The sequence below is a fragment of the Pseudomonas sp. NPDC089734 genome (genome assembly GCF_044748865.1).
Taxonomy (GTDB): domain Bacteria; phylum Pseudomonadota; class Gammaproteobacteria; order Pseudomonadales; family Pseudomonadaceae; genus Aquipseudomonas.
Genome location: NZ_JBIVGV010000011.1, coordinates 160,546 through 173,599, shown reverse-complemented (window position 1 = coordinate 173,599; position 13,054 = coordinate 160,546). Strand labels below are relative to the sequence as shown.

At 58.1% G+C, this 13,054-nt stretch carries 13 protein-coding genes; 10 read left to right on the top strand and 3 right to left on the bottom strand.

The annotated features are described in order from the left end of the window. Positions 1 to 294: 294 nt before the first annotated feature. Together ACIPY9_RS15820 and ACIPY9_RS15815 are read right to left on the bottom strand one after the other, a co-directional pair. Entirely contained in the window at positions 295 to 1,515 is a 1,221-nt protein-coding gene (locus ACIPY9_RS15820; protein ID WP_400703003.1) for a CaiB/BaiF CoA transferase family protein, read from the bottom strand. 10 nt (positions 1,516 to 1,525) lie between these two features. Further along, positions 1,526 to 2,707, bottom strand: a complete 1,182-nt coding sequence (locus ACIPY9_RS15815; protein ID WP_400703000.1) for an acyl-CoA dehydrogenase — start codon at positions 2,705 to 2,707, stop codon at positions 1,526 to 1,528. Positions 2,708 to 2,863: 156 nt separating this feature from the next. Between ACIPY9_RS15815 and ACIPY9_RS15810 the strand changes: the two genes are divergently transcribed. The 10 genes from ACIPY9_RS15810 (at position 2,864) to ACIPY9_RS15765 (ending at position 12,618) form a co-directional block, all read left to right on the top strand. Then, on the top strand, positions 2,864 to 3,772 hold the full coding sequence (locus tag ACIPY9_RS15810; RefSeq protein ID WP_400702997.1) for a LysR substrate-binding domain-containing protein: 909 nt from the start codon (positions 2,864 to 2,866) through the stop codon (positions 3,770 to 3,772). A gap of 434 nt (positions 3,773 to 4,206) precedes the next feature. Next, positions 4,207 to 5,328 carry a Re/Si-specific NAD(P)(+) transhydrogenase subunit alpha gene (locus tag ACIPY9_RS15805; RefSeq protein WP_400702994.1) on the top strand — a complete coding sequence of 374 codons (1,122 nt, stop codon included), beginning with the start codon at positions 4,207 to 4,209 and terminating at the stop codon, positions 5,326 to 5,328. Positions 5,329 to 5,339: 11 nt separating this feature from the next. Continuing rightward, entirely contained in the window at positions 5,340 to 5,660 is a 321-nt protein-coding gene (locus ACIPY9_RS15800; protein ID WP_400702991.1) for an NAD(P) transhydrogenase subunit alpha, read from the top strand. Next, a complete protein-coding gene (locus ACIPY9_RS15795) occupies positions 5,660 to 7,114 on the top strand; it encodes an NAD(P)(+) transhydrogenase (Re/Si-specific) subunit beta (RefSeq protein ID WP_400702988.1) in 1,455 nt (484 codons plus the stop codon). The genes ACIPY9_RS15800 and ACIPY9_RS15795 overlap by 1 nt, the downstream gene beginning before the upstream one ends. A gap of 183 nt (positions 7,115 to 7,297) precedes the next feature. Then, entirely contained in the window at positions 7,298 to 8,794 is a 1,497-nt protein-coding gene (locus ACIPY9_RS15790; protein ID WP_400702985.1) for an acetyl-CoA hydrolase/transferase family protein, read from the top strand. Between the two features lie 317 nt (positions 8,795 to 9,111). After that, entirely contained in the window at positions 9,112 to 9,327 is a 216-nt protein-coding gene (locus tag ACIPY9_RS15785; RefSeq protein ID WP_400702982.1) for a DUF1127 domain-containing protein, read from the top strand. Positions 9,328 to 9,597: 270 nt separating this feature from the next. Beyond that, entirely contained in the window at positions 9,598 to 9,915 is a 318-nt protein-coding gene (locus ACIPY9_RS15780) for a DUF2388 domain-containing protein (protein ID WP_400702979.1), read from the top strand. 83 nt (positions 9,916 to 9,998) lie between these two features. Then, positions 9,999 to 10,304 (top strand): DUF2388 domain-containing protein, encoded by a 306-nt coding sequence (locus ACIPY9_RS15775; protein WP_400702976.1) that lies wholly within the window; start codon positions 9,999 to 10,001, stop codon positions 10,302 to 10,304. Between the two features lie 35 nt (positions 10,305 to 10,339). Continuing rightward, positions 10,340 to 10,660, top strand: coding sequence for a DUF2388 domain-containing protein (locus ACIPY9_RS15770; RefSeq protein WP_400702973.1), 321 nt, complete (start codon positions 10,340 to 10,342; stop codon positions 10,658 to 10,660). Next, a complete protein-coding gene (locus ACIPY9_RS15765) occupies positions 10,657 to 12,618 on the top strand; it encodes a DUF4105 domain-containing protein (protein ID WP_400702970.1) in 1,962 nt (653 codons plus the stop codon). The genes ACIPY9_RS15770 and ACIPY9_RS15765 overlap by 4 nt, the downstream gene beginning before the upstream one ends. 1 nt (position 12,619) lies before the next feature. Here ACIPY9_RS15765 and ACIPY9_RS15760 read toward each other — a convergent pair whose 3' ends face one another. Beyond that, entirely contained in the window at positions 12,620 to 13,000 is a 381-nt protein-coding gene (locus ACIPY9_RS15760; protein WP_400702967.1) for an SCP2 sterol-binding domain-containing protein, read from the bottom strand. Between the last annotated feature and the right edge of the window lie 54 nt (positions 13,001 to 13,054).

Below are 13,054 nucleotides of genomic sequence, written 5' to 3'. Positions count from 1 at the left end.
CCTGTTGCTCGTCAGCGGGAGGCGAATTCTACAGCATCGCGAGACGCTGTCAAACCCTTTTCTCGAACCGCTTTCGACCCAACCGCGACCGAAGCCCTTCTGCGAAGCCTACCGTCAAAAACACTTATAAATCATTGATTTACAAGGCTTTTTCAGATCCGTCTGCGCCAGAAGTGGGGCGAATTATAGAGACATTAAATCGCCCGTCAACACTTAATTTCAATTTCGTTAAAATTGATGTCTCGGGCCCTTTCTCTGCTTATATAGACGAAGCCCTCTGCTCTTTATTTATAGCTAGAGCACACCCGCCTCACGCAACACCAGGACCTCTTCAGCCTTAAGCCCCAGAACGTCCTGCAAGATCGTCTCGGTATGCTCCCCTAATAAAGGAGGCGCGCGCCGGTACTCGACCGGGGTCTCAGACAACCGGATAGGGCTGGCCACTTGTGCCACGCTACCGCCCAGAACATGCGGCAGCGCTATAGCCAACCCCCGCGCCTGTACCTGTGGATCTGCGAATACCTGTGCCAGGTCATTGATAGGCCCACACGGCACACCGGCCGCCTCAAGCGCATCGACCCATTGAGCCGTTGTCTTGAAGACCGTTACCTGACGGATCAACGGAATCAGTTCGGCACGATTGACCACTCGCAGCTTATTCGTCAGGAAGCGAGGGTCATCGGCCCACTGCGCCTGCCCGGCCACTTCGGCAAACTTCCTGAACTGACTGTCGTTACCGACCGTAAGAATGAAGTCGCCATCAGCCGTCGGGAAATCCTGATAAGGCACGATATTGGGATGTGCATTACCCAATCGACGCGGCGCAACACCTGTCGTCAGGTAGTTCATCGCCTGATTGGCCAGGCATGCCACCTGCACATCCAGTAAAGCCATATCGATGTATTGCCCGACCCCGCTTTGATCCCGATGGGCCAATGCCGCCAATATTGCCGTGGACGCGTACAGCCCCGTCATAATATCCGTCAGCGCAACGCCCACCTTTACAGGCCCGGCGCCCTCCTCATGTTCAGAACGCCCCGTAAGACTCATCAGCCCGCCAAGCCCCTGAATCATGAAGTCGTAACCCGCACGCCCGGCATAAGGCCCGCTCTGCCCGAAGCCCGTGATGGAGCAATAGATCAATCGTGGATTGATGGCCTTGAGCGTGTCGTAATCCAGACCATAGGCCGCCAGCCCACCCACCTTGAAGTTTTCGATCACGATATCGGAGCGGCTAGCCAGCTCGCGCACCAGCGCCTGCCCCTCGGGCCGAGTGAAGTCGATGGTGATGGATTGCTTGTTCCGGTTGGCAGAGAGGTAATAGGCCGCTTCGGAAGTATTCTCCCCCAAGGGGTCTTTCAGAAAGGGCGGCCCCCATGACCGCGTATCGTCGCCACAACCCGGACGCTCGACCTTTATGACGTCCGCCCCCAGGTCGGCAAGGATCTGTCCCGCCCACGGCCCCGCCAGAACCCGCGACAGGTCCAGCACCCGAATATGCGAAAGCGCGCCCATCGCAGACTCCTTAATAGAAGGCCTGAATACCGGTCTGAGCACGCCCCAGGATCAAGGCATGCACATCATGCGTTCCTTCATAGGTGTTCACGACTTCCAGGTTGACCAAGTGGCGAGCGATTCCAAACTCGTCGGAGATGCCGTTGCCACCCAGCATGTCGCGAGCCATACGGGCGATATCCAGCGACTTGCCACATGAGTTGCGCTTCATGATCGAGGTGATTTCCACAGCAGCAATGCCTTCGTCCTTCATTCGCCCCAGCCGCAGACATCCTTGCAAGGCCAGAGTGATTTCTGTCTGCATGTCCGCGAGCTTTTTCTGGATCAACTGATTGGCTGCCAGCGGACGGCCGAACTGCTGGCGGTCCAGCGTGTATTGCCGCGCCGTGTGCCAACAGAATTCTGCGGCCCCCAGAGCCCCCCAGGAGATGCCGTAGCGAGCGGAGTTCAGGCAGGTAAAAGGCCCCTTGAGACCGCGCACATCCGGGAAGATGTTTTCCTCCGGCACGAAGACGTTATCCATCACGATCTCGCCGGTAATGGAAGCACGCAAACCGACCTTGCCATGAATCGCCGGCGCACTCAGTCCGTCCCAGCCCTTCTCCAGTACAAAACCGCGGATATCGCCTTCATCATCTTTACCCCAGACCACAAACACATCGGCAATGGGGCTGTTGGTGATCCACATCTTGCTGCCTGTCAGGCGATAACCGCCCTCGACCTTACGGGCTCGGGTGGCCATGGCACCGGGGTCAGAGCCATGATCCGGCTCCGTCAGGCCGAAACAACCGATCCATTCACCCGATGCCAGCTTTGGCAGGTACTTCTGCTTTTGAGCCTCAGTACCGAACTCATTGATCGGCACCATCACCAGCGAAGACTGGACGCTCATCATCGAGCGATAGCCCGAGTCGATACGTTCGACTTCCCGTGCAATCAATCCATAGCACACGTAATTCAAGCCACTGCCACCGTACGCTTCAGGAATGGTCGCCCCCAGAAGGCCCACCTCGCCCATCTCACGAAAGATGGCCGGATCCGTCCGCTCATGACGAAAGGCTTCCAGAACACGAGGGGCAAGCTTGCTCTGGGCAAAGCGCTCGGCACTGTCGCGAACCATGCGCTCCTCTTCGGTGAGCTGCTGATCCAGCAACAGTGGATCGATCCAGTTAAAACTTGCCTTGGCACCCATGACTCACCCCTCGCGTATTTCGCAAATGTTATGGAGTGATCCTAGACCCGCCTCCGGGTTGCGACAAACGACGATTACTCAACCTCTTGTGCTAATTTCTCACTCCGAAATCCACCAAACAGTTGCTCATACGAATAATGAGTGAGGCTTATGTATATGAGGCGAAAAATCCCCAGCACGGCCGCTCTCATCAGCTTCGAGTCTGCCGCTCGCCATGAAAGCTTTACCAAGGCGGCTCATGAGCTTTCCCTGACACAAAGCGCCATCTGCCGACAGATCGGAAGCCTGGAAGAGTTCCTGAGCGTCGAACTGTTCCGACGCTCAAGACGCGGTGTAAAGCTGACAGAAGCAGGTCTGTCCTACAGCCGCCGTGTAGCGACGCAGCTTGATGCCGTTGAACGCGACACACTGTCGATCATGGGCCAGCAAGGGGCCAACGTGATTGAACTGGCGGTTGTCCCGACCTTCGGCACGCAGTGGCTGCTCCCCCGCCTCAAGGACTTTCAGCAGCAACACCCGGAAGTCACGGTCAACCTCACCAACCGTACTCGCCCCTTCCTGTTTGCCGACACGGATTTCGATGCAGCGATCTATTTCGGCGATGCCGACTGGCCCGGCACCGAGGCCTATCGCTTGATGGGCGAGAACCCGATGCCGATCTGCAGCCCCGCACTGATGGAGGGCAAAGAGCGTCTGGAAGCCCGGGATATCGCCAGCCTGCCATTGCTGCAACAGACCACTCGCCCTTATGCCTGGCGACAATGGTTCAACGCCCAGGAACTGACTGTCGCACGCGACATGACAGGCCCTCGGTACGAGCTATTCTCCATGCTTGCGCAAGCGGCCATGCATGAAATGGGGATTGCTCTGATTCCACCTTTCCTGATTCAGCGCGAGTTGCAGGAAAGACGGCTGATCATCGCCAATACTTTCGCTCTGCCCAGCATCAAGGCCTACCACTTGATGATTCCAGAACGAAAAATCGAGTCAGCCTCACTTCGAGCCTTCCGAGACTGGCTGATCGTACAGGCACAGGGCTACCGATTGCCGCCAGAGACGAGTTGAAAGCCGGGAAATTTAAGTAGTGACCTATTAAAAAACCCTACAGATATAAGATTTTGTCGCTTCTGAGAACTCATCAGCGAAAATGACAAAATCAGCCCAACCTCTTTATTTACGTGCCTTTCCGCTGATTTAACAGAAAGACCGGGCAATCCTTCAAAAAAACATCATTTCCACACAGTCAAAATGGAATCCCTTACAGGCCTTGTAAAACAAGGCTTACAGCGATTGCTTGCGACAATAGGTCACAGGATGACTTGTAGTTAATTTATAGTCTCATTACAGAATGTATTGAAGCGTCCATACTTCGCCTGCAAAATGCTCCGCCCCCCATGGCCACCGGGCTTTGGGGACATGCTGATCGGCCATCCCAGACGCACCAGCCGTAGTGCGCTGGCCTATTTATGAAGATAAAGAGATCACGCAGGAGATTTGTCGTGCACATTGGTGTTCCTCTTGAAACCCAAACGGGTGAAACACGGGTCGCTGCAACCCCGGAAACCATTAAAAAGCTGATCAGCCAAGGCCACAGAATCACTGTCCAGAGCGGAGCCGGCATCCTTGCCAGTGTGCCGGACAGCGCCTATGAAGCCGCTGGAGCCACCATTGCCGGAGCAGATGAGGCGTTTTCCGCCGACCTGATCCTCAAGGTCACGGCTCCCAACGACAGCGAACTGCCTCTGATAAAGAGCGGTGCGATCGTTATCGGAATGCTGAACCCGTTCAATAACGAGACCATCGCCAGGCTGGCTGAACGCGGCATCACCGCTTTCGCCCTTGAAGCCGCTCCGCGCACCTCCCGTGCCCAGAGCCTCGACGTGCTGTCTTCCCAGGCCAACATCGCTGGCTACAAGTCCGTGCTGCTGGCGGCGCATCATTACCCGCGCTTCATGCCCATGCTGATGACTGCTGCCGGAACCGTGAAAGCGGCCCGCGTGCTGATTCTTGGCGCAGGGGTGGCCGGTTTGCAGGCTATCGCTACCGCCAAGCGACTGGGCGCAGTCGTCGAGGCCTCGGACGTACGCCCTGCCGTAAAAGAGCAGATCGAATCCCTGGGTGCCAAATTCATCGATGTCCCTTACGAAACCGATGAAGAACGTGAATGCGCCGAAGGCGTTGGCGGCTACGCACGCCCGATGCCGGCAAGCTGGATGCAGCGTCAGGCGGTCGCCGTCCATGAGCGCGCCAAACTGTCAGACATCGTCATCACGACGGCATTGATCCCCGGCCGCAAGGCTCCGGTATTGCTCAGTGCCGAAACCGTGGCCCAGATGAAGCCCGGCTCGGTCGTGATCGACCTGGCGGCGGCTCAAGGCGGCAACTGCCCGTTGACCGTAGCCGATCAGGTTGTGGTCGAACATGGCGTGACCATCGTCGGCCATACCAACCTGCCGGCACTGGTCGCGGCCGATGCCTCGGCGCTCTATGCACGCAACCTGCTGGACTTCATGAAGCTGCTGTTCGACAAGGACGGCCAGCTACAGATCAACCTCGAAGACGACATCGTCGCCGCGTGCCTGATGTGCCGCGACGGCCAGGTCATTCGCAAGAACGCCTGAGGACAAGGACAATGGAAGAGTTGATCTCCCCCGGTATCTATAACCTGATCATTTTTGTACTGGCGATCTATGTCGGTTACCACGTGGTCTGGAACGTGACACCTGCCCTGCACACGCCCCTGATGGCCGTGACCAACGCGATCTCCGCCATCGTGATCGTCGGTGCCATGCTCGCCGCCGCCCTTACCGTGACGCCACTGGGCAAGATCATGGGCACCCTGGCCGTCGCCCTGGCCGCCGTGAATGTGTTCGGTGGTTTTCTGGTCACCCGCCGCATGCTGGAAATGTTCAAGAAGAAAGCACCCAAGGCAAAAGACGAGGCGCAGCAGTAATGAGCATGAATCTGGTTACTCTGCTTTATCTGATCGCTTCGGTCTGTTTCATTCAGGCACTCAAAGGATTGTCTCACCCGACAACCTCCCGTCGCGGCAACCTGTTCGGCATGCTGGGCATGGGCCTGGCCGTGATTACCACGGTGGGTCTGGTCTTCAAGCTGGCGGCGCTTTCGACCGTCGAAGGCACCAGCGCAGGCATCGGCTATATCGTTGTAGGCCTGTTGGTCGGCGGCACGGCGGGGTCGATCATGGCCAAGCGTGTCGAGATGACCAAAATGCCGGAACTGGTCGCCTTCATGCACAGCATGATCGGCCTGGCAGCGGTGTTCATCGCCATTGCGGCCGTCGTGGAGCCTCAGTCTCTGGGTATCGTCCGTAACATGGGCGATGCCATCCCCGCCGGTAACCGTCTGGAACTGTTCCTGGGTGCAGCCATCGGCGCGATCACCTTCTCCGGATCGGTGATCGCCTTCGGCAAACTGTCGGGCAAGTACAAATTCCGTCTGTTCCAAGGTGCACCGGTACAGTTTGCCGGGCAGCACAAGCTGAACCTGATTCTGGGGCTCGCCACGCTGTTCTTTGGCCTGACGTTCATGTTCACCGGCAACCTGACAGCCTTTGCCATCATGCTGGCTCTGGCTTTCGTGATCGGCGTGCTGCTGATCATCCCGATCGGTGGTGCGGACATGCCTGTCGTGGTGTCGATGCTCAACAGTTATTCCGGCTGGGCGGCGGCCGGTATCGGCTTCTCGCTGAACAACTCGATGCTGATCATCGCCGGTTCTCTGGTGGGTTCGTCAGGTGCGATTCTGTCCTACATCATGTGCAAGGCCATGAACCGTTCGTTCTTCAACGTGATCGGCGGCGGTTTCGGCGGCGCAGCGGATGCCGGCGGCCCGGCGGGCGCAAAAGAAGCACGTCCGGTCAAATCCGGTTCGGCCGACGACGCGACCTTCCTGCTCACCAACGCCGACACGGTCATCATCGTTCCCGGCTATGGTCTGGCAGTCGCCCGTGCACAGCATGCCCTCAAGGAACTGACGGAAAAGCTGATCCATCACGGTGTCACGGTGAAATACGCCATTCACCCGGTTGCCGGACGCATGCCCGGGCATATGAACGTGCTGCTGGCCGAGGCAGAAGTGCCTTATGACCAGGTGTTCGAGATGGAAGACATCAACTCCGAATTCGGTCAGGCCGATGTGGTGCTGGTGCTGGGTGCCAACGACGTGGTCAACCCTGCCGCCAAGAACGATCCGAAGTCGCCGATCGCCGGGATGCCTATTCTTGAGGCCTTCAAAGCCAAGACGATCATCGTCAACAAGCGCTCTATGGCCAGCGGCTATGCCGGTCTGGACAACGAACTGTTCTATCTGGATAAAACCATGATGGTGTTCGGAGACGCCAAAAAGGTGATCGAGGACATGGTTAAGGCTGTGGAAAACGCTTAGCCTGAGCCTGCACCAGAAAAGCCCCAGCGCGCTCGGCGCCTGGGGCTTTTTTGCATTTTGCGTAACAGTATTTTGCCTTGAAAGCCCCTAATTAGAGCCCTCAAATGCGACCTTGGTAGCGGGACGGAAAATCCCCAAGTCTCTAGACTTGATCCTCGCTTCCACCCTTCGAGACAAGAATCCATGTACCGTGACCGTATCCGCCTGCCTTCTTTGATGAGCAAGGTAATGAGTGCAGCAGATGCCGCTGCCTTGATTGAAGACGGCATGACCGTCGGCATGAGTGGCTTTACCCGTGCAGGTGAAGCCAAGGCCGTTCCTCATGCATTGGCCGAACGCGCCCGGCTGTCGCCCCTCAAGATCAGCCTGATGACCGGTGCCAGCCTGGGCAACGACCTGGACAAACAATTGACCGAAGCCGGCGTTCTGTCGCGCCGCATGCCTTTCCAGGTCGATAACACGCTGCGCAAGGCCATCAACAACGGCACGGTCATGTTCATCGACCAGCATCTGTCCGATACCGTCGAACAGTTGCGTAACCGCCAGATCAAGGCAGTCGACCTGGCTGTCATCGAATGCGTGGCCATTACCGAAGAAGGCCATCTGGTCCTGAGTACATCCGTGGGTAACTCCGCCAGCTTCGCGATTCTGGCCAAGCAAGTCATCGTGGAAATCAACCTGTCCCAGCCTCTGGAGCTGGAGGGCCTGCACGACGTCTATATCCCCAGCTACCGCCCGACCCGCCTGCCGATCCCGGTTCTGGAAGCCGACTCACGCATCGGCAGCAACGCGGTCAAGATCGACCCGGCGAAAATCGTCGGCATCGTCATCAGCGAGCAGGCCGACTCGCCTTCCACTGTGCTTCCGCCCGACGCGGAAACCCAGGCTATCGCCAATCATCTGGTGGAGTTCTTCAAGAAAGAAGTGCGCGAAGAGCGGCTGACCAACAAGCTGATGCCTCTGCAGGCCGGCATCGGCACCATCGCCAACGCTGTCATGCATGGTCTGCTGGACTCTCCGTTCCATGACATGACCATGTATTCCGAAGTTCTCCAGGACTCGACCTTCGACCTGTTCGACGCCGGAAAACTGAGCTTCGCTTCGGGCAGCTCCATGACCCTGTCGGCGGCCAAACATGAACAGGTGTTCTCGGACTTCAGCCGCTACAAGTCGCGTCTGGTGCTACGCCCGCAGGAAATCTCCAACCACCCTGAAGTCATCCGCCGTCTCGGCATCATCGGTATCAACACCGCGCTGGAATTTGACCTGTACGGCAACGTGAACTCCACCCACGTGTGCGGTACCAAAATGATGAACGGTATCGGGGGCTCCGGTGATTTCTCGCGCAACGCCCACCTGGCCATCTTCGTGACCAAGTCCATTGCCAAGGGCGGTTCGATTTCCAGCGTGGTGCCCATGGTGAGCCATGTCGACCACACCGAGCACGATGTGGACATCCTGGTCACCGAACAAGGCCTGGCCGACCTGCGCGGTCTGGCCCCCCGCGAACGGGCCAGGGTCATCATCGACAACTGTGTGCATCCCGACTATCGGGAGGCGCTGAATGACTACTTCACCGCGGCATGCGCCATTGGTGGCCACACGCCTCATATCCTGCGCGAAGCACTAAGTTGGCACATCAACCTGGAAGAGACAGGCCGCATGCTGCCTGCCCGATAAACACAGTTGAAGGTGAGCAAGGGATTTCTTTGCTCACCTTTTAAGCCAACCCCAGCCATCCGAAAGAAACTGTACTTCTGTACCGGTCGAAAACAGGCTGAAAACAGCAAAATTCACCAGAACGGATCACAAAATGCACCACTCAAGTGCATACCAGTACAGTTGCCCCATTTCCGAACAAAACAGTGCCTATAAACAGTTAACTGAACCATCACAATACAAATGAACTGTGTCTGTAGATATGGACCGACTGAGAGGAAGATAGGCACCAGTCAAGCCACTCTCTAAACCCGCCACAAGCGGAAGGAAGTCACATCATGGAACGTACAGTCAGTTCCGACCTGTTCAACGAAAGCACCGTTAACACTGCAAAAGCTGCATGGCCTCTGCGCGTATTCGCCAACCTGATGCTCTGGCAGCGTCGCCTCTCCAGCCGTCATCAACTGGCTCGTCTGGATGCACGCCTCCTCGCCGACGCAGGTATCAGCGAAGCACAGCGTTACGAAGAGCTGAGCAAGCCGTTCTGGCGCTAACTTGAGCGCCTGCTGGTCCCAGGCCCCACCGGCCTCTCACCAGCACCCCGAATTGCTTAACACAAGGCCCGTCTCAGGCAACTGAGACGGGCCTTGTCGTTTACGCCTGAAATAACCAAAACAGGTACAGTTACAAAAATACAAAAACATACCAGTACAATTGTTCTGTTTTCTTTAATGCTGAAGTCTCCGTGAGCAGAACACTTCAATGGCAAGCGTCGCACGGCTGCGATAGGCTAGCGCCCAATCTGTCACCCTTGGAATTTCACCATGACCCTGTTTCGTACCCTGGCCGCAGCCACGCTGCTGGCAGCGGCTGCCAGTGCCAACGCAACCAGCTTCATCGTCACCACCGACGCCGTCGTGGGCGCTGCCGCCGCCTCCAGTGAGGCCACCTCCGATGCGTCGTCCTCGCTGCGGGACGACAAGATCGTGCGGGCTGCCCGTGACGAAGCTGCCAGTTTTGTAGCCAGCGAAGGCGACATTCGCGGCGCACAACTCGAAGGTGCCTTTCAGCACATTCGTCAGCAATTCCCGCAGATGAACGCAACGGATACGCAACTGGCCCAGGCCATCCTGGCCATCTGAGCCAAGACCCCGGTTCGTCCGGGGTAGCTCTGCGTCAGGCATTGCGCTAGCCTTGGGCCTCGTTTTGCCAGTCATTGAAAGCTATGCGTTTACGACATGTTCTGTTTGCAGCCCCAATCGCCAGCCTGATCTGGACCAGCCAGGTTCAGGCATTCGATACCACGACACAGGGGGTGGTCATCACCGGCTACGTGACCAGCCAGGTCACCACAGCCCCTTTCGACAGGAAGCTGATACTGGCCGCTCAGGATGATGCGGCAGCCTTCGTTGCCAGTGACGGAGAACTGCGCGGGGCCAGGCTGGAATCGGCGTTGCTCAACCTGCGTAGAAACCATTTGAAACTTCATGCCAGCGACCTTGAACTGGCAGAAGCAATCCTCGTCCAATAGTCACTTTAGACCTCTTGCGTAACTGGAGACGTTACATGCGTACCCCGCTGATTGCCGCTACCCTTGGCCTGTTCCTGATGGCAGACATCGCCCAGGCCCAGACTGTCGTGGCCACGAGCAATATCATCGTTCGTGCTTTCGGTCGTTCCATCGACTTCACCTCGGATACCACCACCTCGATCCGCGACTCGAAAGTCGTCATCCAGGCCAAGGACGATGCGGCAAGCTATGTTGCCAGCAGCGGCGATATTCACAGTGCTCAACTCGATGCAGCCTTTGATACCCTGCGCACCCGCCTGCCTGAAGCACGCAATGCCAGTGACCAGACTCTGGCCGAAGCCATTCTCGCCCTGTGAGACGTCTTGGCGCCTGGCTGCTTGCCGGCGCACTGTCGCTGGTCGGAACCCATGCTCTTGCCAGCCTGAAGCTTGAGCTGCAGACCGACGGCCTCAGCCCCGCACAACAACACGCCAGCCAGATCCTTCTCGACGAAGCCATGCGCGCCCTGCCGCCAAGCTTCATCGAGAGGCTGGACCGGCGTGTTGAAGTGCGCTGGTCCGACGATATGCCGGATAACGCCTACGGCCAGGCCGCCGGGCCTTACAGGCTTTACCTCAATACCCGCCTGCTGGCCTCGCTGACCGACGGTTCGGCAGCCACCACACAGACAGGACGCCCGCACGGCACTGTTCGCCGGGAAATGCTTGCGACCGTTCTGCACGAACTGACTCACGTCTACGACCGGGCCCGTCTGTGGTCGACAGATCAACGCGCCCTCCTGTTCCGCTGCTCACGCCAGAACAGCTCGGCTGGCAACATCGGGCTGCCCGATAGCTGCCGTGGCGAAACCGAACGCCGCTTCACCCTCAGCGACGATCCGCGCCTGCTGGATCTGGCAGGCTGGCCGCAATACGTAGGCCGCCGTGGCGAGCGCGAGGAACACAACGGTCAGGTCGCACGCAGCCCGGATATCTACGAAACCACCAGCCCGCTCGAATTCGTCGCCGTGAACATGGAGTACTTCCTGCTCGACCCGGCCTATGCCTGCCGCCGTCCAGCCCTGTACGCCTACTACAAGAAACACTTCGGCTGGGCTCCTCCGCAGAAAGACGACTGCCCCGCGTTCTTTCCCTACCTGAATGCAGGCAGTGATTTCGGCCGCGAACCACTGGGCAAGCTCGACCCGGAACGGGTCTATGCCGTTGACTACCTGCTGGCCGAAGCCAACCAGAACTGGGTGAGTCGCTGGGGGCACAGCATGCTGCGTCTGGTGATCTGCAAACCGGGGCGACCGCGCGGTCCCGACTGCCGTCTGGACCTTGATCAGCACCTGGTGCTGTCTTACCGGGCCTTCGTGGGCGACGTTCAGCTTTCCAGCTGGGATGGCCTGATGGGAGCCTACCCGTCACGGCTGTTCGTGCTCCCGCTGGCGCAGGTCATCGACGAATACACCAAGACCGAATTACGCAGCCTCGCCTCCGTGCCCATCAAACTGTCCCGTCCCGAGATAGAAGGGCTGGTGCAACATGCTGCCGAGATGCACTGGAGCTACGACGGCAACTATTACTTCCTGTCGAACAACTGCGCCGTGGAAAACCTCAAGCTGCTGCGCAGTGGCACACATAACCCCAAACTGGTCGGGCTGGACAGCATCCTGCCCAATGGGTTGCTGGAAGTGCTCAAGGGCCGGGGCCTGGCCGATACCAGCGTGCTGGATGATCCCAGGGAAGCGCTGCGACTGGGTTATCGCTTCGACTCCTACCGCGACCGCTATCAGGCGATGTTCGAGGTCTTGAAGAAAAGCCTGCCGATCACGCAGACCACCGTTGAAGACTGGCTGTTGCTACCAGCCGGGGAACGCAGACAGTGGTTTGAAAAAGCCGACCTGCGCACCAGCGCCGCCATGCTGCTGCTGGAACAAGCCAGCCTGCGCAGGCAGTTGCTGCTGGCCCAGGATGAAGTGAAACAACGCTACCTCGGCGCCAGAGAGCAAAAGGACGGCAGCGTGTCTCAGGCTTCAAAGACCCTGCAAGAGATTCTCGCCAGCAGTGGTTTCCTGAGTCGCCCGGCAGAATTACTGGGCAGCAGTGGCTATGGCTTGCCTCAGGCGGGCGAATGGCAGCGGCTTGAAGCGGAAAGCAGCCAGCGCCAGAAACAACTGAAGCGCCTGACCGGAGATCTCGACAAGGAAGTGCGCGCCCTGCTTGAACCGGAGCGCGCCAGCGAGATTACCGCCAACGAAGCCAACCTCAAGCAGATGAGCGAGCACTTGCGGGAACTGCACAAGGCGGCGGGCGGGTTGCAGTTGCCTTGAATCAGTCGGCCTTCTTCTTTTTCGGCTTCAGGTATTTGGTCAGCCCCTGAAACCACATCACCAGAGCCGGGTTGCCCTTGATCTGGATGTCCTTGTCCTGAATCCCTTTCATAAAGGCCAGTTGCTTGTTCTGAGCCTGCATCGTGGCAAATCCGAAGGCCGCATCGCGGAATGAAATCGCGAAGGCAGGTTCAGCCACCACGCCACCGGCACTGCGGATGCGCTGGCCACTGACGATGAAATGACGGGCGACCTTGCCATCGGCGGTCTGCAGCTGGAAGGTCAGCTCCTTGTCGGCAAGCTGTTGCTGGAACGCAGGATTGGTACGGCTGGCCCGAGCCATCAGAAGGCCCAGCACCCAGAGAAGGAAACGAAACTTCATGCACATTGCCTCAACGAAAATTCAGTCCGGCCAGAGCGACCGGTGAGGCAGTGT

Coding starts and splice junctions, on each gene's coding strand:
- ACIPY9_RS15820 (WP_400703003.1), bottom strand. CDS start 1,515: ATGGGCGCGCTTTCGCATATTCGGGTGCTGGACCTGTCGCGGGTTCTG.
- ACIPY9_RS15770 (WP_400702973.1), top strand. CDS start 10,340: ATGCGTACCCCGCTGATTGCCGCTACCCTTGGCCTGTTCCTGATGGCA.
- ACIPY9_RS15795 (WP_400702988.1), top strand. CDS start 5,660: ATGAGCATGAATCTGGTTACTCTGCTTTATCTGATCGCTTCGGTCTGT.
- ACIPY9_RS15800 (WP_400702991.1), top strand. CDS start 5,340: ATGGAAGAGTTGATCTCCCCCGGTATCTATAACCTGATCATTTTTGTA.
- ACIPY9_RS15790 (WP_400702985.1), top strand. CDS start 7,298: ATGTACCGTGACCGTATCCGCCTGCCTTCTTTGATGAGCAAGGTAATG.
- ACIPY9_RS15810 (WP_400702997.1), top strand. CDS start 2,864: ATGAGGCGAAAAATCCCCAGCACGGCCGCTCTCATCAGCTTCGAGTCT.
- ACIPY9_RS15785 (WP_400702982.1), top strand. CDS start 9,112: ATGGAACGTACAGTCAGTTCCGACCTGTTCAACGAAAGCACCGTTAAC.
- ACIPY9_RS15760 (WP_400702967.1), bottom strand. CDS start 13,000: ATGAAGTTTCGTTTCCTTCTCTGGGTGCTGGGCCTTCTGATGGCTCGG.
- ACIPY9_RS15775 (WP_400702976.1), top strand. CDS start 9,999: ATGCGTTTACGACATGTTCTGTTTGCAGCCCCAATCGCCAGCCTGATC.
- ACIPY9_RS15780 (WP_400702979.1), top strand. CDS start 9,598: ATGACCCTGTTTCGTACCCTGGCCGCAGCCACGCTGCTGGCAGCGGCT.
- ACIPY9_RS15815 (WP_400703000.1), bottom strand. CDS start 2,707: ATGGGTGCCAAGGCAAGTTTTAACTGGATCGATCCACTGTTGCTGGAT.